This is a genomic window from Hamadaea sp. NPDC050747, from assembly GCF_040654195.1.
GTDB lineage: Bacteria > Actinomycetota > Actinomycetes > Mycobacteriales > Micromonosporaceae > Hamadaea.
Window position 1 is genome coordinate 262,722 of the sequence record NZ_JBFAHM010000005.1, and the last position, 26,448, is coordinate 289,169.

The window sequence follows — 26,448 nt, forward strand, 5'->3', positions numbered from 1 at the left end:
CCAGTCGCGTCGAAGTCGGCGTTGACCGGCGTCACGGCGGCTTCGGCGGCGTACACCGGAGTCGGAGCTCTTCCGAGGTCAAGGTAGTCGAGTTCGGTGAAGCCGATCCCGCTCTGGCGCAGGCGGATCGTGTTCGTCCCGGCGGCGAGGGTCACGGGCAGCATTTGCGGTGCGCTGCCGAAGCTTGCCCACGCCTCAGTACGCGGGAACGGCGCTACGAACTTCTGTGTGCCGTTGACCAGGACGTCAAGCCGGCCATTGTTTTCATCGGGAACGTCCAACCGCGCGTTGTGCATTGACGGCGAGAAGCCGCAACATGTGAGACTTTGTGGTCGTCGACGCAGCCGCGGCTGTCGGACGCGGCAGATGTGTCAATTGGCGAATCTGGCCGGAGAATCAGGCCTGGTCGCGTAAGCGAACGGCTAGCTTCAGCCGGATACAGGAGACACGCGCCGCGCTCATTCCTTCATATGCCGAGCGCGGCCGCCAGTTTCCGAATTGCCTCGATGACCGGCGCGCCGAGCTCTCCGGCGGTCACGGCGATGGCGGAAATCTTCGCGAGGATTGCTTTGATGCGGTGACGGTCGCCCTGGGCGTTCTTCAGCTCGGTGACTGCCTCGTCGGTCCGCCGCCGCCGCTTCTCGGTTAGCGTTGGAATCAGCTCTTCAAGCGAGTGCAGTAACTCCTGTGTTGCTAGGGAAACGTTGGTTTGGTGTCCGACAAAGCTGCTGCCGCTGATCTGGTTGCCGTCACCGAAGACCCCGGCTGCTGGGCCCTTGAAGGAGTAGCGGTCGCCTTGCATACGAAGTCCTCCCCGGACGACAAGATAGTTGTGGGTCACCTGCGCGGGCTGTTGCGAGTCGGCTCGCGCGGAGTCGAGGGATTCGATGAGGCTTGTGAGGCTGCGATAGATTCCCTTACTATACCGACGCATTTCATCGGCCAGTGCGAATAGATCCGAGTCCTCGAATCCGACGACGTCGGAGAACAGTGAGAACAGTGTCGTCTGGTCGAGGTTGTTTCGGGTTCTCTTCGCCAGGAGCCGCAGCTGCCGGGCTAGGTAGTCCCGAAGGGAAGATCGGGAGAAGTCCGCTGGGTGGGCGCGCCACGCCCGTATGACCTGCCGTAGGGTTTCCAGTTCTTGATATGCCCGCCATATGGAGATCCGTAGCGAGCGGCTATATCCGCCGCGCTGGTATCCGTGTTGTAGGAACACGCATACGAAGCTTTGTTTGCTGATGCGTATCGTCTCGACGCTCGCCGTGACATCATGTATCCGATCGTTGTACTCATCGACCAGGACAAACGGGCGACCGCTGGCCATCCACCAACTCGCCGGCATCTGCTCGCCAGCTCCGTTGGCGGTGGTGGCAGCAAGAAGGTGCCTCGCCACGGCATCACCGGCGCTGTGCAGGATGTAGCGGCCGTGGCCGACTTTCACGGCGCGTTGCAATATCCGCTCGCCGAGTGTGCGTGTGGGCTTTCGGCCTCCATACATTAAGCGCGCTGCCGCAGCAGAATCGATCTTCCCGAAGACTCGCGAGTGCCTGGGTGCGTGCTTTTCGAAGCCCCAGCGCGTAGTGAGACCGATGTCGAGGCGCCAGGATACGCCGGTGTGAAACAAGCGGCGATGTATGAGCCTCCAGCTCAGGTCTTCATCGCTCTGCTGGTCAACGAACCGTAACAGTTGCGAGCCTTCACAATAGTTTCGTTCTCCATGCATACCGACCAAGCCTGCGGGACGGCCGGGCGAGCGGTACGGATTGAGATCGGCGATGACGCCGACGCCGCGAACGAACTCGCGGCCCGCGATCGGGTCGGGCCACGATGGACGCGACAACCTGCCCGTCGGGTGATTGAGGAGTACCCGCAGATCGGCCATCGGAATCTGAACGTTCACGAACTGCCGCGTCGTTGTCAGATACATGGGCGGCTTCATCGGCTCAGCCTAGGCAATCATCATGTTTTGAGCAGCCCCTCAGAAGGGGAACGGTCCCCCCGCCGAACGGATGGGGACCGCCGACTTCCCGCTGACGTCCGCGCAAAAGCCGTTAACCCGTCACGCGGAGGCCCATAGCCGACCGCGCGCTCCTCTGCATTATGAGGTCGTCTTGCCGGATCGGCAATCCCTAGGCCGACCGGTCCATGTGTCCGGTAGCGAGCAGTTGGACGGTCTGGACTACGGCCCGGTGCCATTGGCGAAGTTCTGTGGCTGTTGGCGCAAGGTTGTATGGGTGGGGGTGAGATGCGTCAGACAGCTGTGACCATAAGTCGTAGGCGCCTCTTGCTTGCTGTCGTCCGAGGGTTGCCTCCAGCATGAGAAGTTGCATCGTTAGCTGGGCTTGGCACATTTCGATGCGGTGCTGCCGCCAGTGGTTGCTGAGAGCGCTTTCCAGCGCGAAACGCATGAGGCGAGCGGCGGTGCGTGGCCACAGACCTGCGGTGTCGGGATCCGGCTCGCGTAGTAGATGGTCCGCCCAGATTAACGCGTCGTGGACCGGGCCGCGCTTGATCTCAGTGGGGCGGCATGCAGATGCAGAATGCTTCACTTGTCTAGCTCCTGCAGGATCAAGTTACACAGGCGCTGACTGTCCTCGATGATTTGGCCGGCTTGGTCACGTGGGTGATGGGTGCCCTCGCGCACCGCTCGCAGCACATCGGCTGCCCACGGTGCGCCGATGGTCCGGGATAGGTGTGTCATGAGCTGTCCTGCCATGCGGCTTTCGCCTAGCAAGGCCAATGCGACGCGGTTCTTCGTTGTTTGAGCTCGGATGAGTAGGTCGTCGACCTCGGCGATGCCTAAGCCCTGTAGGTGCATCCGCTGGCGCGCAACTCTCTGGCAGGCGATTTCGATCGCGTCGCGGCAGCTGCCGGCGATCGTCAATGCTGCGAAATCTGCCGGTAGCCGGTCGGACCTGGCGATTCTGCGGGCGTCGTCGAGATGCCGGGCAATCGGGTCGAGGTTGGGGATAATCTCCACGACGCTGCCTTCGCGACGCGCGACCTCGAGCACGGAGGCGGCAAGGCCGAGGCGGCGCAATGCGTTGGATAGTCTGTCGTCGTGAGTGAACACGACCACCTGCCGAGTTTCGGCAGTTGCGTGGAGGACTCGGGCCAGGCCATCGACCTTGGCTGGGTCCATGGCCTGCACGGGGTCGTCGATGACGATGAAACGGAATGGACTTTCCGGGGCAGTGCTTCGAGGTAGGAACAGCGCCAAGCCAAGAGCGTGAATCTCGCCGTTACTGAGCATTGAGACGGCGCCCGCCTCGCCGTCAATCGTCACGGTGACATCGAGTTTGCGTCTGGTAGCTCCTGAGCCGACGAACGCAATCGAGCCCAGGTCGGCGTTACTCTCATGCCGCAACTCTGCCCACATCCGTGCGGACTGGTCGCGGAATGGAGCCAACCGAATTTCGCGCAGGCGCTCTGACTCTGCTTTCATCCAGTCGGTGGCTGCACAGAGAGCCTCGTGCATAGGTCTGTGCTGCTCGGCGGTGCTGTACAGGTCGAGTATCGTCTGGATTCGCGCGGCAACTGGCCGCCAGATGTTCTCGCGCGTAAGCAACTGGGCCGTGGCCGCATCCTTTACCGTCTGTGCCGCGCGTAGGAGCGTTGGCAGACCTTCCAGCATCGCGTCGGAAAGACGTTGTGCCTCGGTCTCCTTGGCAAGCGTCGCCCATTGCTCCCAGGCGCCCCTGAGGGCGGCTGTGGGTATGGCGCCGTTGGCGACGGCGGCGAGGTCTACGGGAGGCGGGGTGACCAGCCGGTGGGCGGCGGCCAAGGCATCCTGCATTTCCCTGCGCGCGTTGACCGCGGTCTCTGCCTGCTTTCGCAGACTGGCCACCTGCTCGTCGGTGCGTGCTCGCCAATGATCATCTAGCCCGCCGGTGCCACAGACTGGGCAGCTGCCCATGCCGTGGCGGTCGTAGTGATCAAGTGCTGCTTCCAGCAGGCTGACGAGCTGCATGGCCTGCTCGGTATCGGTTCCCTTGACCTTATTGAGCGTTCCTTGCGCTCGGTGAAGGCGCTGGGCCGCAGCGTTGACCGCCTGTTCGTCGGGTAAGGGGAGCGTGGCCAGCCGGCCGAGGACCGAGCTGGTGGAGTGGTCCACCGTGCCGACGGGTTCGGCCAGTAGGTGCGCAAGCGCGACGGTGTCGAGGCGTTCAGCTTGCAGGAGCTTCAAGGCGGACTTGGCGCGACTGTCGTCGGCTGCTTCGAGTTCTTCTCGCAGCCGGTTGATCGTCTCGGATGGGACCGTGGCCTTCTCCGCGACAGTGTCCCGAGCCTTGGTAAGGGCCGTGAGGGCGCTAGTGATGCTTGTCAGTCCGATCACGTTGAGCATGAGGTCGAAGGGGGTGCTCGGTTTGCCGCTGACCTTTCCGAGGTCGTCGTAGGACAGGAACGGCCGGAAGCGTGTCATGGCCTCATCCCAGCGAAGCTGTTCAAGGCCACCTGCCGGTACACCGGCCCATTCGACGGTGGACTCCGCCTGCTCGATTGCTTTCCCGGTCCACTGACGCCGGATGGTCAGGGGCCGCTCGTCCCCATCGACGAGCAGGTCGACCGTTACCTCGGGTGGTGTGCTGTTGTGAATGTTGCGCCACTGCTTGCGCCAGTCTGCTGGGCTCTCCTTGAGGCGTGCGTGCTGGCCGGTCAAGGCAACCTCGATCGCTTCGGCGAAACTAGATTTTCCGGAGCCGTTGCGTCCGGTCACCAGCGTCAATCCGGGGCCGGGTGCCAGAGTTAGGGTCTGTCTGGCTCCCACGCCGCGGAACCCAGCGACGGTAACGCTGCACAGCCAGAACTGACGCGCGGTCTGCTCAGCCGTGTCGGCGGAGTTGTCGGTTTCGATTGGCCTGTCGGGTGTGGATATTGCCTGGGCAAGGGCATCAGTTCCCATGACGGCCGCTAACGCGTAGCGTCGGGCAGCAGTTGTGAGCGCCGAGTCGTTCAGGCTGGCCTGCACGAGGTCGACGACGGTGTCGGACATGGCTTCACCTATGTATGTGTGTGGGAGCGCAAACTAGAACTTCGCACGCCACCGGTGCTTGGTACATCGCTCGCAGAGGTACAGATTCTTGGGCCGAACGCCCTCGAGTCGTTCGACGCCCATCAGCGCCCGCGGGGCCCTGCGCTTGGCGTCGCTGCCCCATCTGCTGTGCCCGCAGTCGGGCTGCTGTAGCAGGATGTCGCCAGTCTTGGATCCACCGGTCTTAATGTAGAACCGCTCGTCGCCGGGGACTGGCGGTGTGCGGTTGGGCTCGGCGGCGGGCATGTGGTCGGGCAGCCCGAGGCTGATCAAGGCCAGGCGAGATTCGAGCAGAGCGTTCGTGATGTCGGGCTCGGCCAAGGGGATGACCTCGCCGTCAGGGCGCATCTTCTTGAACGAATGGACCAATTCCTCCGAACCGCGGGCGCCAGCCTGCCACACAAGCAGGTACTCAGGGGGAGCCTGACTGCCCCATGCGGTCTGCACCCTGCGCATGTGCCTTGCCGGCTCCACGATGATCTCGACTGCCAGACCCAATACCGCTCCTAGGGCCTCCACATGCTTGCGCCAGTGCGGGTTCGTCGCATCCGCCATGCTGGATCCGCCGAGCCATACGGCCCGGGCTCCTGATTTGCGGACTGCGGCCTGGGCCTCCGGCGTCGCCTCGCGATAAATCTCCTCCAGCGCCTCAGCCATGCCATCGACTTCGCCGACAACGATTGCCGATGCGCCGACGATGGCCGGCGTGCCATGGCGGGACTTCAACGGTGCGAAGCAAATCTTGACGATCGCTAGAACAGGTGTACTATCGAAAGTGGTCACGATGGCGGCCAAGGCGAGGCGTCGGCCGCCATGTTGGTCTGGAGTGAGCGGGATTCGGCAGGTCGCTCTGGACAAGGTAGTCCAGACGGCGTCATGCCGTTCAGTGAGGTTCGGCGAGCATGTGACCAACAGTTTCCACAGGTTGGCGAGGGATTGAGAATCGCGCGGCAGTCGCAACGAGGGAACCCCCTGCACTGCGAAGGCGATGACCTTGCCGCTCAGACTGTCGAGCATCGACTCCGGCGGGGTGGCGTCCGTATCGGCTGCTGTGATCGGATTGGCGCGGAGCGCACTCAGATCAAACATAGCGCCGCCTGCCCATTCGGCACGGCACCATAGCATCGCTGCGCACAAACCACCTCGACCAGCCGCTCACGACGGAGGGCCGACGCTGCACAAAGCGCGGCCGAAACTCCTCAACGTTGCGGCTGGCAGCGATCCGAGCCGACGTCCCACCTACGCGGGTCCCGTGGGATCCTGGTCGAGTCGGGCGCCGCTCGCTGCAGCGTAGGCCCATCTCACCAGAAGACGCCTGATCGGTTGGTCCAGTACACCATCCCGCACTGACAAAAGCGGGTTGATCAATTGGACGACAGCCGGAATCAGTATGGAGTGGCGGTCCGAAGACTGCAAGTCAAAAGCCGTGTCGCGCCACCTTCACATTCTCAGACATCGCAACTGGTGCACTGCTCCTCGATCTTGAAATACATAGACAACTAAGTCGTTCTTGCGAGGATGTCGGAGTCGGGACGGCCGGTGCCGATGACGATCGCCGAGCAGACAATGGCGCCGGGTATCGAAGCCGGGATGCAGGTTGCAACGCGGTTGGTTTGCCGCTGCGCCGCGACTCGACGGCGTCATCTGTCCGAGTTGATTGGCGGCAGTGCGGCGACCTGTTCATCGAAGATCCAGGCGAGGTTCTCGCGAGGGTTGGCGAGCTTGCCGATGCTACGCAGATATGTCTCGACCTCAGACAGTACGTACACTGGTGCGCCGGACACCGTGCCGACCCGGGGAGGGAAGTCGGCTTTGGTCGCTAGCTGGCGTGCGTACTGGCGAGAGAATCCGCCGAGCTCCGCGATGTCGGCGTAGCCGACCAAGGGCACTCGGTCGCCGAATGTGGCCATCGCCATGTCGCTGGCCGTTCCGATTTGCATGCGCACAGGGCGCAGCGCCGGCCCGCCGCGGGCGGCCACAACGCCAGCTGCTTGATAAGCCAGAGCGCCGACGCGGTCGAAGGCATCCACCGCGTCCCGGGCGGCAACATCGAACGTGAAACAGCTGCGATGTGTATCTTGGCGGGCCCAACCCGACTTGGCCCCAACGTGTGTCAGCAGGTCACCCTCGCCGAACATCACTTCGGCGATCAAGCCCTCGTACTCAACTTCCACGATCCACGAACGCACGCTCCACCGCCCTACTTGTCGATGACAAGGACAATGGGTCACCCAAAGCTGTCGTCGACAATAGCCGCGAGCGGAGGAGGTGAGTTCGACACCGATGATGGTGGTGCGGTGGCGCTGCCGCCTGAAGATGTCGACAGCGTCCATCCCAAGCCACGTCATCGAGGTTTCGCCGCCCGATCGCCGCAACGGTCGACCCAGGGTTCCGGCACCGAGATGCGGGTCGTGCCAGCGTGCTGAGCGTCTCGTTAACTCGTTGGCTCAGAGCGCTTGCGTGCGCTGCGAATCCAGCTATAGGCAGTGTGGCGGGGTACGTCGTAGTGGTCGGCGATGACAGCGGCGTTTCCCCCGGCCTGCCGCAGCACCTGGTCGAAGTCGTCGGGCACACGCCGATAAGTCCGCCCGCCGCCAGCAGATGTGACGGCGGGAGCCTTGTTCACGCGGGCCGGCGTCTGCTTCTTGCTCGCCGACTTATTGGCGCGGTTTGGCTTGTCGGTAGCCTTGCCGGCCGCCTGGCGTTCTGGCTTGCGCTCGGTGATGGGCGCTACTGGCACCGGAGCGCTCACAGGAACAGATCCGGGTAGGACGGCGGCAGCGACGGCGGCCACCAGTTGACCAAGGTCGAGCACAGGCAGGCCACTCGGGACCAGGGCGTCGTTGTCTCCTGGAGTCAACCGCAGCTCGCGGATCGTGGCAGCCGCCTCGGTGATATCCAGTCGAATCGTGGTCACGGCGAAGCCGGGGTCGTCCGGTGTAATGCTGACGGTGTACATCGTCATCGGGCAGTCCTTTGCATGGTCAGATCGCGGTCCTGGCGCGTCAACATACAACACGCGAAGATCCACTGAAGCTCCCGTATGTCATCGGCTGGACAATCCGAGCCGACCGACTCCCTGGGCCGCAATTTTGCGGCTTGTCGGCTCCCCTGAAGATGCTGCCTGGTCAGTGGATGGGCTTGCTCGGCCGCGCCATACATCACCGCTTTGACCGGCTGTCAACGCCGCTCGAATCGTGAGCTGATTTTCCGGCTGAATCGTGACCACCTTCGCTAGTTGTTGTTTTTGGCGTTGGTGACGCGACCGAGGTCGCGGTCTTTGAGTCGGTAGCTGTCGCCTTTGAGGCTGATGACCTCGGCGTGGTGGACGAGCCGGTCGATCATGGCTGCGGCTACGACGTCGTCGCCGAAGACCTCTCCCCAGCGGCCGAACGGTTTGTTGCTGGTGACGATGAGCGAGGCTCGTTCGTAGCGGTTGGACACCAGCTGGAAGAACAGGTTCGCGGCTTCGGCTTCGAACGGGATGTAGCCGACTTCGTCGACGATGAGCAGCGGGATGCGGGCGAGTTTGATCAGCTCGTCCTGCAGGCGGCCGGCCTGGTGAGCTTCGGCCAGCCGGGACACCCACTGCGATGCGGTGGCGAACGCGACGCGGTGTCCAGCTTGGCAGGCGCGAATACCCAGCCCGGTCGCCAGGTGGGTCTTGCCGGTGCCGGGCGGGCCGAGGAAGATCACGTTCTCTTTCGCGACGACGAAGTCGAGGGTGCCCAGGTGCGCGATCACCTTGCGGTCAGCCGACCGCTGATGGTCGAAGTCGAACTCTTCGAGGGATTTGCGGGCGGGGAACCGGGCGGCTCGGATGCGGCCTTCACCGCCGTGGGACTCGCGGGCGGCGACCTCCCGCTGAAGGCAGGCGGCCAGGAACTCCTCGTGGCTCCAGGATTCTGCCGTGGCCCGCTCGACCAGGCGGGGAACAGCGGCGGCCAGCGATGGTGCTTTCAACGCCCGGGTGAGGAACGCCAGCTCTGAGGTCACATCACGATGGGCTTTGGCAGCCATCACGCCACCGCCTGCAGATCGTGGGTGCCGAAGATGCGGTCGTAGTCGGTCAGGTCCCGATACTGCACAGCTGTCTGTTCGCCCGGTTCGGTGTTGATGTGCTGGCGCAGGATCGCCGCGGCGGTGCGATGGCCGGGGTCGGTGATGGTCTGGTGTTTGGCCCAGCAGCGCTCATGTCGGGCCACCGGGGCGCCGGCTGCGGTGACGGTCACCTGCTCGAGGTCGGCGGTGACGTCGACCCGGCGGCCGATCACCGACGGGTGCACCGAGTAGTCGTTGGCGTCCAGCCGGACATAGTGATCGCGGCCCAGCCGGGTGCAGGTTCGCCACCCGACCGCAGGCGCGACCGGTGGCAGGTCCAGCATCGCGGCCAGATCCGCCGGCCACCGGTCGACTGGACGGCAGCCGATGCGCCGGTGCTGACGCTGGTTGGCCCGCTGCAGCCAGGTGTCGAGCTGGCTGTTGAAGTCCGCAGGCGAGGTGAACGCCCGACCTGGCAGGAACGAGGTTTCCAGATAGCCGTTGGCCCGCTCGACGAGGCCTTTGGCTTCCGGGTCACGGGGCCGGCACTGCACCACGCGGATGCCCAAACTGCCACGGAAGGCGTTCATGTCCTGCGTCAGCACAGGCCGTCCCTCACGCCACTTGCCGACGGCCGATTCGTTGTCCCACACCAAAACGCGTGGAACTTTGCCCCATCCGGACAGCAGCCGCCAGTGCCCGGCCAGCAGATCGGCTGCCTGCCGGGTCGGGATCATCACCGCGGCGATGATCCGCGAGTAGCCGGTCACCATCACCAGTACCGGTGGCCGCCCGAGCTGACCGAAGCCCAACGGCACATCCACCGGCGGGAACCACAGATCACACTGCGCCAGCCCGCCAGGCTCGTACTGGGTCCGCGACGCTGGGTCGACCGGCCGATACAACGGCCGCAACTGCGCGATCCGATCGAACAGCACCGTCTTGCCGCGCGTCCAGCCGATCCGCTCCATGATCACCGTCGATGGCAGGTCCGGATGCTGCTGCAGCAACGACCGGATCTGCGGCTCGACCGGATCCACGATCGACGCGGCCGGTTTGCGCTGATATCGAGGTGGCTCAACCGATGCCACCGCCTTACGCACCGTGTTCCGTGAGATCCCAACCGGCGAGCGATCGCCTTGATCGGCAAACCCTCAGACCGGTGCAACCGGCGAATCTCCGCCCAGTCCTCCACGCTCAACACCTCCTCATGCTCGCGAGAAGGGGTCACTTTTCAACCGGAACCCAACAGGGGTCATTTTTCAACCGGCGCCGACACCGGCTCGCGGCAAGATTCTGCCGAGCCTGCCCCGGTTGGCGGGGGACTCCTATGTAGGACCATGGATGCGACATGCGACATGCGACCGTGACAGCCGACAGCCCGCATGAACGCGGTGCCCGCAAGCTGCGGGCTAGCGTCAATGGGCGTAGTAGGTTCCGCATGTGATCTGCGGCTGGCGGTCGCCGTTAGCGGCGGTACGCGGCGTTGATGCGCTGTGGACACCCGCGTGGACCGGGCCGAGTTGTGTTCGCTGCCAACGCTTGGTCGCGGTCGTACGCTGCGATGGTGAGTTTGACGTCTCTTCTTGAGGACGACCGGCATGCCTCGGCAGTTTGGCTGAGACGACAGCTGGCGGGGACCGCCGGTCTTCGTGCGATGTACCGGCGGGCTCTGCCTACCTGGCGGGTGCATCGACCTGTTCTTCCGGCATCGAGCACTGTCGGTTGGGACGTTCTTGGAATGGCGATCGATCTCCGCATTCGGTCGGCCTTCACCGTCAGCCGGGTCCCTTCCTCGGTGCACCTGGGCATTCGGACGGCAGGCGTACTGCTGGGACGCGGTATCGAGCAGCTCGGACGGGCGCTTGAAGCCGAGTTCCTCGCGTTGACCGAAGATCAGGGATCGAGCGTCCGCGGGAGATCGTGGACGTTGCCCACCGGGGTTGAGTCGCGTCTCGACCGGATGTGCGTCGCTCTTTCCTGGTACGAGCGAACCTATCGCGACGGATGTGTGATGGCGGCGTCCCCGCTGCGTGATCCTGCGCTGTGCCAGGTGGGCGATTTGCTGCGGGTGGTTCCCGATGAGGCAGTGCGTGACCTGCAGGTCCAGGTTCGGCTTGCCGAGCGGGCATTGGGCGACCTGCGCGACGACGTCGCGCAGCAGGACTGCGTAAGTGGCCCGGAGTTCGCCGGGTCGTCCGATGTCGGGGGTGCCGACGGTGATCTTCTCGTGGGCGATGTGCTCTTGGAAATGAAGGCTTCGTCCCGTCCGGACTTCCTCAGCGACCAGGCAATCTGGCAGCTCGCCGGCTATGCCCTGCTGGACTATGACGACGATCTAGGCATTCGATCAGTTGCGCTGTATCAGACACGGCTGGGCTGGTGCATTCGATGGCCTATCGAGCAATTCTTTCACACGCTCGCGCGTCAGCAAGTGAGTGATTTGCGAGCGGGCTTCCGGCGCCAGCTCCAATGTGAGCGCGACGCGAGGGGCTCCGCCGTGTGAATTTCGGATGACTCGATTCGAGGGTGACCGCGATTTTGTCGGGGGGTGTTGCTAGCTTCCGAGGTCGGCTCAGTCGTATTCGAACGGAGTACATCGGAATGATCATAGAGAGCGCCGCCACCGACGAATTCGAAACCCGTTCGCGTATCACTACCGCGGCGCTTCGTGCAGCATTCGCATGGTCCGCGCGATCACATGAGCTACGCGCTGTCGAGGAACTCGCCCGGATGACCGGGGTGATCATGTTCGAGCACGGACCTGGTCGAGGACCGGTCACGCCCATGGACCTTGTCCGGTTGCTGCGACAGCCGATGCGGAATCTGTGGCCTGCATCCCTGGCGGGCGAGAGTGCCGACCCTGCGTTGGATGACCTGGTGTTGCTCACTGCCGGCGATGCGCTTTCGGACGACGCGTACGACGTCGGTTCCGACTACATCTGCGGCGTGATGGCGGGACGCGACCCGGCTCGAGACTGGCTGCCGTCGTGGGCGTGGATGCGCGCCAACGATGTCGAGGAGCAGGTGTTCGGCGCGCTGCGCAAATCGGGTGACCCGCTGGCGTATACCGTCAACCGGCGTTTCATCGTGGAGCATCCTGCCGGTCACCAAGAGGAGGTGGCCGACGCCTGCAATATGGCCGGCGCCCAACGCCTCGCGCGGTACATCCCGATGCCGTCGAGCAAGCTCTATCGCAATCGTGACGGAGTCTGGTGGTGGCCCTGTCCGGTCTGCCGGTGGCCCATGGCGGTCGAGGCACACATGGCCCGGTGCGCGTACCGACACCACCGGGCCGTCTTCCAGATCGTCGACACACCCGGCCGGCTTCACCTGCTGCCGACTGACCCCGATGGACACCTCCGTTCAGTGGCGTACGAGCCACAGATCCCGGCGGCCCAACCGGCAGATGGAGCCATCCAGGTGGACGAGCCGGTGTGGCGGTTCATCGTGGTACCCGGTGCGAGCGAACTGAGGATGTGGACAGCACTTGATGGCCATGGCGTTCCGGTGGTGCTCTACCCGGGCTTCGACAGATGCGATCTTGATATAGCCGACGGGCGGTGGGAAGCCGACGTCAAGGAGCACAACAGCGTCGGCGGGCTTCTCCGGCACTTGGAAGACAAACCGCTGAAGGCGACCCATCTTGTATTGCCGCAAAGCCATGCCGGCCAGGCGAACGGGCTTCGGGGAAGGATTCCGCAAAGAGTGTTGACCGAGAACGAGCTGTACAAGGAAGTCCTGCGCGAGTACAGCCAGGCAGGTGCATAGCGATGAACGTGCGACAAAAGGAACTGTCACAGACATCGCTGCTGATGTATCGGGCTGCGATCGGGCTCGCTGCCCTGCACCTCCCCCGATCGATCGACGGCAACACCTACACAGTGTCCAGCCGCGACGTCGCGTTCATTCTCGACGGTCACGTCGACGTCTGGCCAGGTTGGCGAGCGCTGCCGGACTCCGACGCCATCACCATCGCCCGGCTCCTGCGCATCCGGCCTGCGGCCATGGCTGACGGCGAACACGTCCTGCGCGACCTGCGTGATGGTCTGTCGGACGGAATATCCGGATGCAGCCTGGTCGAAGATGCCGGACTCGAGCTTTACATCTCCTGCTCGCCGGGCACCGATCTGCGACAGTTCGTCGACGACGCCCTCCAAGAACTGGCCGCCGTGAGTAAGGCGGGACGCGGCAGGATGCGGATCGCCGGCCCGGGGACCTACCACAGCACCACTCGTACACCGGCCGGAAGCGGCGGACGTGGAAAGGTCATCGACCAGCACTATCGGATTCCCGTCTACGCCAACAATCCGCTGCCTGCCGCCGCCGAGGCGCCGGTCGTGGTCACTTCCCCGCAGATGGACGAGGTCCTCATCCCGCTGGAAGACCTCCGGACCTTGGCTCAAAAGATCGACGAGATCCGTAGCGACGGCACCGCCTACCGGGCACAGAACGTGGAGCGACTGATTCGCCGGCTGCGCCACCGTGACGGACTGATGTCGCTATCGGATGCGCTGCGTCTCACCGCTGGCGATCTGCGCTTAATCAACGCCCCGACGGGCATCGGCAAGAGCGTAATTATGGAAGTGATCGGCTGCTGGGCAGTGCTCAACGGCATCGTGTTGACGATCGCGGTCCCAACCAATGCCGACGTGCTCAAGCTGGCTCGTGCCATCGAGCAGGACCTCGCACCGTTCGGCAGCGCCTCGCAGGTCACTCCATTGATGTCACCGTCGGGCATCTTCGAGCTAACCCGCAAAGTCAACCTGCAAAAGCCTCGTTGGGACCCGGACGGGTCCTGGACACTGGAACGGCTTGGCTACGGCTGCGCACTGGCCGCGGCCGCCGAGAGCGAACGCGCGGTCGACACCTGGACACCTGGTGAAGAGCCCTGCGTCGCGCTGTACGCCGACGGTGGCAACGGCAAACCCTACGCTTGCCCATGGCGCACCACCTGCGGCAAGTTCCGCCTTGCCCGGGCCGCGACCTCGGCTTCATTGATCATCACCAGCCACGCGAACCTGCACCGTGGGCGCCTGCAAATTCCGGTTACCGACGAGCGGGGGATCACGGACAAGATGACGGTGGAAGAACTCGTCTTTCGCCGCAGCCACGCCGTCATCATCGACGAAGTCGACGCGTTCCAGGCAACGGTACTTGGTGAAGCGGCCCGCGGACTGCTGCTCAATCGCCGAGGCAGTCTGGAAAGCCCTCTGCACTCTCTCGAAACCCAATTCGTGCCGGCCAGCGGAAAGATCAACCGGAAGGTCGAGCGCCGAGCCAACAGCAAGCTGCATCACATGAAATTCCTCGCGGTGGAGTACACCGCCGCTATCGACGACCGAATCATCGGCATCGGCGGCCCGCAAGCGCGCCGAGGCGCCGGTAGGTACTGGACCGTCCCGCGTCGCTGGGACGGCACGCTGACAGCCCAACTGTTCGGACTCGCCGCCGGTGAACCCTTAACCATGCAGATGATCTCAGGCTTCCGCTCGCTGTTCCCTGGCAGCGACGACCCGCCGCAGCCGGACGAACCACCGGAGTTCACCGCGATCCGCATGGTGATTGCCCAGATGCTCACCGTCGGAGCCGAGTACTCCGTGGAGGACGCCCGCGACGCGCTCGCCGGAGCGCTCCGCGCGCTGATACCGGACGACGTGGCACGTGCCAAGGCCCTTAACAGGATCCTCCAACGAGCCTTTCTGGAACGGCTGCGCCAACATCTTCGCCGTTTCGTCTATGACGCCCCACATCTGGCCTCGGCCGGCGTCGACGCCGCACGCGAAATCGCCGAAACATTCGGCCCTTACAGCCGCTGGCGCGCGCTGCCCAACGGCCCGCTTGGACGTCTGCTGTTCGCCTTCAGCCAGCACGTCGACCCCGCCGGGCGTGCGCCGGCGCGGCTTAACGTTGCAGCCTTCGGTGGAGATCCCCACGTCTACACAACTACGCTCGGCGACATCACCGCTCTTTGCCACGCCCAGACCCGGCGAGCGGTCCTAGGTCTCTCGGCCACCGCATACTTCCCGATGGCGCCGCACCACCACGTCCATGTCGACCCCGAGTGGTGGGTGGCCGACGACGTCGCCGGCGGCGTCACGATCCATCCTGCCCGCCTCACCAAGGTCATCAAGGGGCAGCGCAGGGTCGTGCGCGTGTCAGGCAGTGAAGGGCGCCAACGCGACGACGCCCTACGCACGCTGGCCGAAGGGCTGTGGTCATCGCGGTTGGAGAGCGAGCTGATCCGGCTGGCCAACGAGGACCCGGGCCGCGCGCGGATCCTCTTGGCAACAACCTCCTACGACGGTGCCCGGCGAGTCGCTGAGGGCTTGGTGAAAGCGGGAGTCCACCCTTCCCGGATCTGCCTAGCGGTCCGGCCCCGGTCCCGACCAGACATCGGTGAACAGGGCAGCGAGGAAACCGCTGGCGAAAGCTGGTGGGAACTGGCCGCCGACCGGCTCGAGGAGTTCCCCAGTCGCGCCGAGGCGGACATCCTCATAGCCCCGCTTGCCCGGGTCCAGCGCGGCGTCAACATCATCGGCGACGAGGACAAGTCAGCCCTGGGATCTATCTGGCTGCTGGTTCGGCCCGTGCCGCTCATCGACGAGCCAGCCGAGCTTATCGCCCACGTCAACGCTCACGCCCTCGCCGCGGACCCAGCAGACACGCTGCTCGCCGACTTGCCCCATCTACACCCTGCCGACGTCCTGGAAGAACGCAAACTCGACGCCGGCTACTACCTCGAACAGATCGTCACCAGCTTGCCCTTCTTCCGCACCATGCCCAAGACCGTGCGGCTCGCGATCACAGCCGCGATCATGAACGGAATCATCCAGCTCGTCGGCCGGGCGCGCCGCGGCGGGACACCAGCGACGATCTATCTCGCCGACGGGGCTTTTCTCGATCCTGAAGGCGGACCCACGTTCGCACAACTTGTCCTCGAACTGCGTGACCACTGGCAGCAGACTGGCGTCCTCGAACGCATGGAAGACCTCTACGGCACCACGCTGGCAGAGTTCTTCCGCTTCGCCCACAGCGAGGTGCAGCTCACGACAGTGCCGGAGGAAGCAACATGCTCCTGACCCTGGGATACCGGATCCCGGCCGTACACATCGACTCCATTCTCGGCAACGTCGCTGCCTACCCATGGACCAGCGACTTCGAAGACGCCTGGCGGCAGATGCCCCGCAAGAAAGGACGCCCACCCGCCTACAGTCAGCTGCTCACCGGTCTCACCGCCGCCCACGGCCAGCCTGTCAGGATCACCGACGGATACGGCCTAACCGCGAAGGACAAAGCCGCCGGGGTCAAGGGCATCCTGCTGTCCACGAAACCCTTCGAAGGCCACAAGATCAGGACGTGTCTGCGAACCTGGGAACGGCTCGAGCGCGGAGGTGAGGACCGTGACAGCCTCAGTCAGTATCTTCCCGACGTCGACAATCGGCCTTTCATCGATTACATCGCCACTTCCCCTTCCGGCACAGCGACGGCACCAGGATGGCTCTACGACACAGCCACATGGAAGATCATGCAAAGCCTGGCCAAACGCCTGCGCCTGGGAGGCGATCAGAGCATCGACCTGACTCTCGACACCGACGGATCGCTGGTCGGCTGGGACAACCTAGTGACCAACACCTGGGACGACTGGACCGCCCACGCGATGCTCCGGGTCACAGCACGGTTCTTTACCCTGCCCACCATCGGCGACCTGTGCATCAGCTTCGACGCGCACCTGTCTCGCATCGGCGACCGGTGGGCCGGAGCCAAAACGGCCTGGATCAAACAGGAAGCGAAAGGCCTGCCAGTCCTTCGCCTCAAGACCCGCAACGTCAAGCAAGAAGATGGCACCTGGATCGCTGAGGTCGCCAACCACGCGGCAGCGATCGCCGAGGCATGTCGTATGGAGAACCTCGGTCTGCCCCAAGAACTCCCCAAGTCCCCGGGCAAAGTCAGGCCGCTCATCGCCGGCCCGCAGATATACCCCATCGGCAAGGGCGTCGGAGCGCGCGTGATGAAGCGGCTCGCCGAGCACATAGAGCAACACTGCCCGAACCTGCAACCTCTGCGCTGGGAACGAGACAAGAACACACGCCTCGGCAGCAGCGTCCGCCAGGTCCTCGGGATTCCCGTCGACCATGACAAGGCGACACGCGCGACGGTCTCCCTCGAAACCCTCGCCGCCACGGTGACCGCTGCAGGCCGCGCTCGCCTGCGCATACTGTGCCTCTACGACTCTCGGGAAGCCCGAGACCGCATGACCGCACAGCTGTCGGCCATGGTTCCGGGTGGCATCCAGCTCCAGGACGGGGAAACTCAGCTCGTCAACGCACGCCTCGCGGTTTCGATGCACCGTTGCACAGATCTACTCAAACACGGCAACCATGACCGCAGCGCTGCCCTCAGCGATCTGAAGTCGGCCATCAGCGGCGAACCGGGAATCGTGGTCGCCTGGCTGGAAACCGTGTTCGACCCCAAGGCACGCCCAGAAGACGACGCGAAGCAGATACTCAGAGGCGCCTTGGCCAAGATGGGCGTCAGCACGCAGTTCCTCGCCACCGCACCGCCCGATGCGAAACCGAAACGCGCCTCGAAACGCGCCAAGGAACGACAAGAGGCAAAGCCGACCGACCATCCAGCCGTAGCGGCTAACGCAGACCTGCTACTACGGATGTGCGGGACTGTGCATCCGAAACTTTCCACCGACCTCATCGGCGATCTCTACGACAACACGACCCACGAAACCGTTCACCTGGTCGGTATCCACGCGCGGCTTCAGCATTCCGGCAGGGAAGGAGTGCCTCCACGGCTTGTCACCACGGCGGTCGCGATCCAGACCTTCCGAGACCCGGTCGCCAGCTGGGTCGTGCGGATGTGGAGCGATTCCGCCCAGCGGTGGCTGTGGCAGCCGGAAGGCATCGCCGACTTTCACGCCGGACCGATCGGTTCCACAGGCCACGGGCGGTCAGGTGACAAGGCCGTCGCCACCCGCATGCACATGGAATCCTTGCTCGACGCGCTCCCACCCGGGCATGCCGTGCTTTTCGCCGACGCCGCCTCCATGCGCACCATCTATCCAGGACTGCAGAATCACAGCTTCGCCGATGCACTGCTGCCCGGCCTGACGTTGTCCGCCGCCCGGGATGTAGCGATCGTGCGCGTGAACACCAACGACGAAGTCGCCAGACCCGTCCACCGAGACCATGGCAAGCAATCAGCGGACCCCGGCACGCCGTCACGCCCTGACCGCTACCTATACCGCCTGCCTGGAACAGACATCTGGCTGCTCGCTAAATCGTCACGGGGCTTCCGCGCATTCGGGGGAACCATCGGGGCAGCCCACACGCCATGGACGCTGCCCGACGACCTTCGCTACCTGATAGAGAAAGATCGGCACGCATTCAACGGGACCGAGATTGTCGTTGCTCAGCACGGCGGCTGGACCGAGCGGCAACTGGTAACGCTCACCGCACGCCTCTGCGATCGCCCCCTGCATTGGGATGATCAAACCGAAGCCCCGATGCCGCTGCACCTCGCAAGACTGGCAGACAAGACCCACCCCTATTTCCGATCTGACGACGAGGACAGCGGAGGGTCCTAGACATCGCGTCATGCGGACGCCGGTGGGATGATTGCGACGCATCCCACCGCGAATTTCTGACCTGACTCGAACCCCTAATACCAAGGATCCTCTCCCGAGCCATACGTCCCGGCAACTACTAGAAGCGACCATGGCCAGTTCGAGAGCAGTGGCGGATACCGGCTTCCTCACGCGGCGGATGGAGCGGTCTTCGGCCTGCCGAACGGCTCAAAAGAGGATCACGCTGTCGCAATGTTCTTTATGAAGGCGTGAGCACGGGGAGACACCGCCGTCACCTAGTCGCCGGGAACCTGCGGATCGAAGCCCAGACGCCGAGCCTCGCCCATCAGACGTTCGGCTTGGATGAGCTGCTTGTCAGAGAGCTCCCAGCCATTCGTCAGATACCGGCCCACCGTGTACGCGATCTGCCGTTGCCAAGGCTGGAGGTGGTTGGTCTCCTTCGCCCATTTCGAGGCGGCGAACCAGATCTCGGCTGGGATCTCGGTGACAACAGTCCTCGAAGCTTCACCGTGAATCGCGGTCGAGCCCTCGTCAGAGCCCGCGGCTTCGTCGGCGAGTCGCTGTGGGACGTCCCAGTCGATCGCGAGAACTTCGTTCCAGCATTCGACCTTCTTTGCCCACTCGCCAACATTTGAGCCCTGCGGTTGGGGACTCGCGATGACCTTGTGTACCTCGACGCACAGCGTGTCGATGGCCTCGACCAGGGCTGGCGGCAGCCGCTGCTCACGCCAGATGCGCTCCATATCGATCAGCGTTCCGGCGGAGTAAGCGAGTCTGCCTACGGTATATGCCACGACATTGATCTTGTAACCGCCGAAGCTCCGCGCCTGCACGATCTTGTCGGTAGCCTTGAAAAGGATTGCTTTGGCGACCAGATGTTTGCAGTACTTAATGTCAACGTCGGGCGGTGCTTCGCCCATGCGCATCATGAATTCACGGAAGTTCTTCTCGGCGCCGCGGCTGACGAAGTGTGGCAGACCTTCCCAAGAGTGGAGGAACTTCGCGAGGTCGGCTTTGCTGAACTTCTGTGCGACGGGATGCAGCGCCCGGAACTTCCGCTGGTTGGCTGGCGTGCGTTCGCGGGCTAGGGCGTCGGCGTATTGGCCCCGTGCCCGTTCGTAGAACCACTTTGTCTCTTGCCCGCTCCCATCCGCCGCGGGTGCCCAGAGGGATCGAGTGATCTTCTCGACCGCGACGTGATAGGGATGGTTTGAGCTGAAGTCTACTATCGTGACCTTGTTCTGGGTGTTTGAGTACTTCGAGATCTCGGGCACGATCTGCTGAAGCCGGTCGGGCGAAACGACCGTTAGCTTCATCTGTACGTGGACGTGCTGAAGGTCCGCCTTGTCCCGCCGGTGCGCGTAGTGAATCGAGGCGGTGGTCTGGCCTCCGTTGACGATTTGAAAATCGGTGAGTCTGCGGATACCACGACCACCATCCGGTCGATCCTCAAACTCCACGGTGGCGGCCGTCGCCGTAATCCCGTTGTTGTAGGCGAGGAAACGTTCCGGGTCGTTAAGGAGTGTGTCCCGGATGCCGCGGTTCACGCCACCCTTGGTCTGCAAGAAGGAGCGGACGTTCAGCTCCAGCAGGCGCGTACCGTAGCGGCTGTAGAGCTCGGCTAGGTCCTTACCGGGGACAATGGCTAGGAGGACAGAGTAGTCCCGCTGCGCCTCGGTCGCGGTCAGGCACGGTAGAACAGGTTGGAACTCCACGGTAATTGGTTCGCTGAGGGTCCCTGATGTTGCCATGCGATGCAAACGCGCGAGATCCCAGATCTCATGGGTGTAAGACACACCATCGATCTCGGTCGGGGGGAATGCGGATCCGGTGTACTCGGCGTTTGAGAGTACGAAGAGCCGGACCCTCGTTGCGTCTTTGAGCCCCTTCTCCACTGCGAGGCACATGTCGTGTAGGTCGGACGACTCGTCCAGATCAGCTGCAAGTCCTTCAGTACATCGTCGCGCGAAGGCGTTTAGTCTGCGCAGCAGGTTGTCTGCCGTCTGCCGGGTTAGACGCTCGGTGAGCGGTTCGAGGGTGAAGAAGGTGACGAAGAGATCTAGGCTCCCCAGCGTCTCGTTGACGCCGTATCCGCTGGCCTCGACTCCGCGCGCTCGATGATATGCGGTAAAGGTATTCTCGACCTCGCCGCCCTGCTCTAAGTCCTCGAGGACCCGCTGTGTAAAGGTCTCCGCTGCTGAGGCGTTCTCGGACTCGGCAGTGGCCAGCACGTCGGCAACGATCTCCCTGGCGTACTCCGAACGGTCGGCGGTCGTCACCCATTCTCCTTCAGCATACTCAGAAGGTCGTGTTCGGACAGAGAATACGGCTCAAGTCCGGCGGTGGAGATGCTGTACCGGCACTCGCCGACACCAGGTCGGAGTTCATGCTCGGTGATCCGCGGGAAGTCGCCTGAGACGTGCCACAGACGCAGGGCTCTGACGGTGTACCGCGGTTCTTCGTATAGGTCGACGTGCTCGGCCAGATAGCCGACGCGGGCTAGCTGGTTGTCGAGCATCGGACGGGCGCTGCTGTGCAACAACGACCGCAACTCGTCGACAAGGGAACGCAGACTCTGTCCTGTGCCGCCGCGCCGCTCGTCGAGTGATAGGTGACTAAGGACGAGATGTCGCACTCCGGTGTCGTCGAGCTGGCGCTCATTCGCGATAACAAGGCTCTGGGGTTGAACCGCGGTGCCGGTCTTGACCTCAACAGCTAGGCGTGGGAATTGGAAATCTTGGCTTGTGCCGTTTGGTCCTGTCCACGCATTGAGGGCCTCTTGCTGGGCGACGCCGGCCTGAAGCAGTTTTCGCAGAATGTACAACTCGCCGAACAGCCCCCTCCGTGCCTGCACGTCTAGGCCGCTAACAGCTAGCGTCTGCAGGAGGTTCCGCCATTGATTGAAGCGTTCTAGTGCTGTCTCGAGTGCCTCAGCGGCAGTGGGTGCGGACTGAGCCGTCTCGGCCATGTCCGTGACGAGCGGGTTGAAGACTTCGCACCGGACGTTCTCGGTAAGGGTGACCTGAAGCTCGCGGGTTCCGGGCTGGGCTGGTGCGAACTGTAGGTGCAGCCCGCGGGTTTCCGGCAGTTGACCATGCTTTCGTGCAAATTCTTCTGCAGCTCTGTCCGGAACCCGCAGAATGAGCATTCGCTGCCTTACAGGATGCCGGACCGCGATGAAGATGTCGTGCGGCGATCGTGGGAACAACCGAAGTGTCACGACACCCGACGGATGGCTCTCGTCTTCGAGCTGCGCCCAGTCCGCTTCTGTGACCATCATTCGTCGTCCCCGGCATCCATGTCGTTCATCTCCTGCTGCCAGATGGTGTTGACGACGTATTCGGTCGCTTCTGAGTTCTCCGACAATGGGAAGCTGATCGCGAATCCGATGAGCGGTAGGGGTTCTTGCTCGCCTTCGCTCGGGTGCGTAATGGGATAGATGATGAGTAGTGGCTGGTTCACGTTACGATGCCGGCGCAGTGGCTGGCCGCTCGGAACCGTCGGCTCGACGTACGGCTTGTTGCGTCGTTGAGCGCTCTGTTGCCGAACGAGCTTGGTCTCCGCGAGCGCGTTGTCAAACTGTTCTTTTGTGAGATCGACGCTCTCGTCGGATGGGCTGAGCACGCGGCGGACCGTGTACTGGCCCTCCTCAGGCAGCTTGTTCTTGGCGGGACCTCGAGTAACGAGGGGTACGGTCCGGCTCCCGATCGGCATCTGGGAGCCGTTACCTCCAGCAAGAAGGACCGACCATGAGGTGAGTTCATTGACATAAATGCAACGGCGGATGTACTCGGATATCAGGGCCGGGCGTACACGATATGACCTGCGGTCGGGCCGGTATCCTTCAAGGAATCCGTCGATGACCTCGGACGCGGGTACGTTACTCCACAGGACCCCCGATCCGCTGCGTCCGGCGAAGCAGCCAAGTTCGTCCAACCGCGTGATGAACGCTGAGAGATTCTTGAAGTTCGCTGTGACAACGTCGGCTTTCAAAGAGAAGGTAGTCGTCTCTGGCAGCTCGCCGGAGTAGCTGAGCTTGACCTTGATACCGCGACGCATCTTGTTCTGCGCTGTCACAGCAAGACCAGCCGACGAAGAACGCACGCGTAGTCCGAAAGTCTCGGGCGTCTCGCCCAACGCGGACATCTCTTCAAAGTCCCGGCGCAGTTCATTGTCCGCAGCGGTAATTTCCGTGTATGCCTTAAGTAGGTTCTTGGTCGTATACAGCCTGCACAGGTCCTCGTAGCCGGGGCGGTAGCCGAACCATCGGCCCATCTGGAGCAACGTGTCATACGTGTTTGATGCCCGCAGGTAGTAGCTGACGCTGAGCCCCTCAAGCGTAAGCCCGCGCGAGAGTTTGTCGCCTCCGATGGCGATGACCGACAAGCCAGCCTTGCGGTTGTCGTAGTACTGAAGGGCGTCCTGAGCTGAACCGTTTACCGCGCGCACCTGGATCTTTCGCAGCGCCGGCAGTAAATGCGGCTCGATCTGTTGCCACGTAAATCGCGACGCCTCGTCCGCTGGGAAGACCAACGTGGTGGGGACGAAATCTTGTTCCCACAGTTCACGCAGACGTGCGAGGGAACTGGCGGCTTGGGCCCCGCGGCCATCGCGGAGTCGGTCCGCTATCAGTGCAATGTAGTCATCAATTTGTTCCCTCACACGGTTCTGCACGCTGATGAACCGGGTGACATGGATCAGCATGCTGTTGTGCTCTGTGACCTGGCCGCGGGCGCGCCGGGCGGCGCAGGTCAGCGCAAATGACAGCAATGCCTGCTTGAGTGACACGGGCAACTCGTCCGGTGGAACCCAGTCCTTCTTGTGGCCGCTCGGCATCCAGTCTTGGTAGTCAGTCGTGGGACGCGTCACCGGCAAGGCCGGAACATCATCTGAGTCCGAGTCCTCGAAGCGGATTCCGAAGATCTTCTCTGGGCCAAGATAGTTGGTGGGCGCGCGTAGGCTCTCAATGAAGCTGATAGGAAAGAGGTCCTGACCCAAGACGTCGTGCTCTGCCTCAGGGTCGATATAGATATTGGCGAAAGGTGTGGCAGTGAAGCCGACGTATGCTGCCTTTTCGAAGCTGTTGAGTAACCTGCGAATCGCGGCATTGATCTTGGTTGGGTCGGTGTCGTCCTCCTTGCTGGTATCGACTGAAGCGTGGTCCGCCTCGTCGTCGATGATTAGGGCCGGAACGTCATAGACGAGCTTCTCACCGTTGTCGCCAGCTTCTTGGCCCTCGACTTCGACGATCCACTTGCGGATGTACTCAAGGATGCTCTTGTGCTTCTTGACGACCAGAACGATCGGCACATCACCGACGGGAAGGTTGATGTTGCTCGCAACGTTCCGCTTGAAGTCGCCCTTCTCTGCACTGTTAGTAAGCGAGGCGATCTTCAGTCGCTTGTGGAGTGGCAACGCGCCGACGCCCATTTTGTGAGTCGCTTCGTCCGAGCGCAATTGGAATTGGGTGTCAAAGCCGAGGAGGCCCTCATCTACGCGTAGTTGTGTCTGGCTTCTCAGGCTGTTATGGATGCCCGCGAGGATAATGATGAGCTTATATCCGGCATCTGCCGCTTTGCAGGCGAGTCCGATGTAGTTCCCGGTCTTTCCAGATTGAACTTGGCCGACCGCAAGACCGGTGCGCCGCCATCGCCCAGCGCGTTGGGGATCTTCGAGTTGCCGAAGGATCCGCCCCGTGGTCTTGTCTAGCTGGCGTACCACCGGAGGCGGAAGCAGTTTTACGTCTTGAAGGAAATGCTTGTACCGCTCCCAGAACTCCCATGGCCTCTCAACCTCGGCCTGAGGAAGCCAATCGATGTGGTTCCTGCTGTCCGACAGACCTACCGAGTCTTCCTGCCATACTGCGAGCTTGGCCTGTACTTCGCGCAGCAGTTGGTCGTAGTCAACTGGGAAACCGCGCTTCTGTTGCATCACGCACACGACATCGACGCTCTCGCGTACTTCTTCGGCCGTCGGCTGCCGGTCCTGCGGCAACATGGCCATCACAAGACGAATCGCCGGGCTGACGACGTCCTCGGCATCGGGTGTCTTCACTAGTCACGTCTCCGGATGTACTAGTCGGTGGTCGCTCGCCAGAAGCCGTCCATTTCGTCGAACGGTGGCATCAGGGCGAGTCGGCGTCGGGCCTCGTGTGTCGTGAGACCCTCCTGTTCCATGGCGGCGCAGATGCGTTCAGCCACCCGTACGGCGTCGTCCGATGCCGCGGTGAAGGGCTCTGGGTCGTCGGCGGCATCGGTCTCGTGGAGAATGCGCAGCGTGGCGACTGGAACTGTTTCCTCCACCAGACGCAGCAACGCGAGCAGGTCGCGCTGTCCGCCGCTGCCGGATAGCACTCGGTTGACAAGCGGATGCTCTCGGTTGATCCGCAGCCGTATCCGTCCGTCGTTTTTGCTTACGCGCCATGCGTAGGTGAAGCTAGCCGCATGCGTCCGAGCGGCAATCCGGCCGCGGTGACTGACTACCTCTGCTGCGCGGGCGCGTGCAGCAGTGCCTAGCCTCTTCAGGTGTCGTCGTACACCCGTGGGTGGCACGGCTGTCGATTTTCGAACGTCGATGGACCAATCCCTGTCCGCCTCGGCGGGAATGTCGACGGCGATCCGTGCGAGGTTGTACCGGTCGTCGCGGCGGAAGCCCCGGATGCCAAGCCAGTCACCAGCGAGGATCAGCCGATTGCGCCGGTAGAGATAGAAGCCCTGTTGATCCAGCCAGCCAGCGGGGCCGGCTGCCTGCTGCTGTTCGATCAGGCTCAGACGCTTCAGATGAGGAAGTATGAAGGCTTCGATTCGTACGGTACCGCCGCCGCTAGGTGCGTCCTCGACAGGAAGCCGTTGCACCGATGGATGATGCTGGAGGAACGGATCCCAGGGTTCGACACTCTCTCCGTTGACGATGATACGCAGCCGGTTGCGGCCCACCAGAAATCGAGCAAATACCATGCCAAGATGCGCCTCGACCTGGTGCATCTCCTCATAGAACTGCTTCTCGGACCGAGCGCCCTCCGAGATGTCGTTGTAACGGTGCAGTTCGCGCCAGATTACTACCGTTCCGCGATCGTGCTTCTGAACGCGCTGTCGTATGGCCTCCGTCTCCGAATCGGTGTCGCGGAGAAGTCTCCATTCGCCCGACGTCTGCACAATACCCAGATTCCAGGTTCTCATCGCCCACTGACCTGCGAGTGCGGCGCTGGCTACGGTCAACTGTCCTGACTGGGAGAACGATGCACTCTTCAGGCCCATGCCGAAGCGGCCAAGGTCACGCTGAGACCTAGCCGTGGCGAACCCGCGGCCAGCAACCGTCATTGCCTCGACAAGCCCGGTCTGCGTCATGCCGTCGCCATCGTCAGCGATAGCTATCCATGACTCCTGCCCGTCCCATGTGAACCATATGTCGATCTGCCGAGCGTTTGCCGCGATGCTGTTGTCGACGAGGTCGGCCACCGCGGCCTGAATGGTGTACCCCATTGCCCGGAGCGAGGCGATGGTTCCTGCCGGGTCCGGGTTGACGATGTCATAGCTCATGTGCCGCAAGCCTCGCCAGACGAGACGACACCGGGCCACTTGCGGCCGTCATGACGCCCTCCCCCTCAACAACGGACGGCTGTGCCATCCAAGCCGGAGGCATAGTCCGGGCAACGCAGCGCAGTTTTAGGCGCGGCACGGCGCGACAGTCAGATGAGGTGAGGCGGCTCGACATCTCTGCAAGCTCCGGGTGAAGAGGACCGGTCAGATGTGAAGTGCACTACGTCTACAGGATATGC

The 26,448-nt window shown here is 63.1% G+C and carries 14 protein-coding genes and 1 pseudogene; 4 read left to right on the plus strand and 11 right to left on the minus strand.

Annotated features, from left to right (window positions below; translation table 11 throughout):
• Positions 1-466: 466 nt before the first annotated feature.
• The 7 genes and pseudogenes from AB0H43_RS13390 to istA all read right to left on the minus strand — a co-directional run bounded on the left by AB0H43_RS13390 (position 467) and on the right by istA (position 10,277).
• Positions 467-1,939, minus strand: a complete 1,473-nt coding sequence (locus AB0H43_RS13390) for a hypothetical protein (protein ID WP_359999575.1) — start codon at positions 1,937-1,939, stop codon at positions 467-469.
• A gap of 606 nt (positions 1,940-2,545) precedes the next feature.
• On the minus strand, positions 2,546-4,993 hold the full coding sequence (locus AB0H43_RS13395; protein WP_359999576.1) for an AAA family ATPase: 2,448 nt from the start codon (positions 4,991-4,993) through the stop codon (positions 2,546-2,548).
• A 33-nt stretch (positions 4,994-5,026) separates the two neighbouring features.
• Positions 5,027-6,121: a hypothetical protein gene (locus tag AB0H43_RS13400; RefSeq protein ID WP_359999577.1), complete on the minus strand. Its 1,095-nt coding sequence runs from the start codon at positions 6,119-6,121 to the stop codon at positions 5,027-5,029.
• 551 nt (positions 6,122-6,672) lie between these two features.
• Entirely contained in the window at positions 6,673-7,365 is a 693-nt protein-coding gene (locus AB0H43_RS13405) for a hypothetical protein (protein WP_359999579.1), read from the minus strand.
• 101 nt (positions 7,366-7,466) lie between these two features.
• Positions 7,467-7,997 (minus strand): hypothetical protein, encoded by a 531-nt coding sequence (locus tag AB0H43_RS13410; protein WP_359999580.1) that lies wholly within the window; start codon positions 7,995-7,997, stop codon positions 7,467-7,469.
• A gap of 269 nt (positions 7,998-8,266) precedes the next feature.
• Positions 8,267-9,052, minus strand: a complete 786-nt coding sequence (istB, locus tag AB0H43_RS13415) for an IS21-like element helper ATPase IstB (protein WP_359999582.1) — start codon at positions 9,050-9,052, stop codon at positions 8,267-8,269.
• Positions 9,052-10,277, minus strand: a pseudogene (istA, locus tag AB0H43_RS13420) (IS21 family transposase). Before istA ends, istB begins: the two are co-directional and overlap by 1 nt.
• A 537-nt stretch (positions 10,278-10,814) precedes the next feature.
• On the opposite strand from istA, the gene AB0H43_RS13425 reads away from it, so the two are divergent.
• From AB0H43_RS13425 to AB0H43_RS13440, 4 genes are all read left to right on the plus strand, one after another.
• Positions 10,815-11,579 carry a hypothetical protein gene (locus tag AB0H43_RS13425; protein WP_359999584.1) on the plus strand — a complete coding sequence of 255 codons (765 nt, stop codon included), beginning with the start codon at positions 10,815-10,817 and terminating at the stop codon, positions 11,577-11,579.
• Positions 11,580-11,677: 98 nt separating this feature from the next.
• Positions 11,678-12,844: a hypothetical protein gene (locus AB0H43_RS13430; protein ID WP_359999585.1), complete on the plus strand. Its 1,167-nt coding sequence runs from the start codon at positions 11,678-11,680 to the stop codon at positions 12,842-12,844.
• Positions 12,845-12,846: 2 nt separating this feature from the next.
• Positions 12,847-16,155 (plus strand): hypothetical protein, encoded by a 3,309-nt coding sequence (locus AB0H43_RS13435; protein ID WP_359999586.1) that lies wholly within the window; start codon positions 12,847-12,849, stop codon positions 16,153-16,155.
• Positions 16,146-18,671, plus strand: a complete 2,526-nt coding sequence (locus AB0H43_RS13440; RefSeq protein ID WP_359999587.1) for an RNaseH domain-containing protein — start codon at positions 16,146-16,148, stop codon at positions 18,669-18,671. Before AB0H43_RS13435 ends, AB0H43_RS13440 begins: the two co-directional genes overlap by 10 nt.
• A gap of 275 nt (positions 18,672-18,946) precedes the next feature.
• Here AB0H43_RS13440 and AB0H43_RS13445 read toward each other — a convergent pair whose 3' ends face one another.
• Genes AB0H43_RS13445 through AB0H43_RS13460 form a run of 4 tightly spaced genes read right to left on the minus strand, consistent with a single transcriptional unit; the run spans position 18,947 to position 26,209 of the window.
• Positions 18,947-20,950 (minus strand): AIPR family protein, encoded by a 2,004-nt coding sequence (locus AB0H43_RS13445; protein WP_359999589.1) that lies wholly within the window; start codon positions 20,948-20,950, stop codon positions 18,947-18,949.
• Complete coding sequence (locus tag AB0H43_RS13450) at positions 20,947-21,951, minus strand: PD-(D/E)XK motif protein (RefSeq protein WP_359999590.1); 1,005 nt, start codon at positions 21,949-21,951, stop codon at positions 20,947-20,949. The genes AB0H43_RS13445 and AB0H43_RS13450 overlap by 4 nt, the downstream gene beginning before the upstream one ends.
• Complete coding sequence (locus tag AB0H43_RS13455; protein ID WP_359999592.1) at positions 21,948-24,725, minus strand: Z1 domain-containing protein; 2,778 nt, start codon at positions 24,723-24,725, stop codon at positions 21,948-21,950. Before AB0H43_RS13455 ends, AB0H43_RS13450 begins: the two co-directional genes overlap by 4 nt.
• A 20-nt stretch (positions 24,726-24,745) precedes the next feature.
• Positions 24,746-26,209 carry an ATP-binding protein gene (locus AB0H43_RS13460; RefSeq protein WP_359999593.1) on the minus strand — a complete coding sequence of 488 codons (1,464 nt, stop codon included), beginning with the start codon at positions 26,207-26,209 and terminating at the stop codon, positions 24,746-24,748.
• Positions 26,210-26,448: the final 239 nt, after the last annotated feature.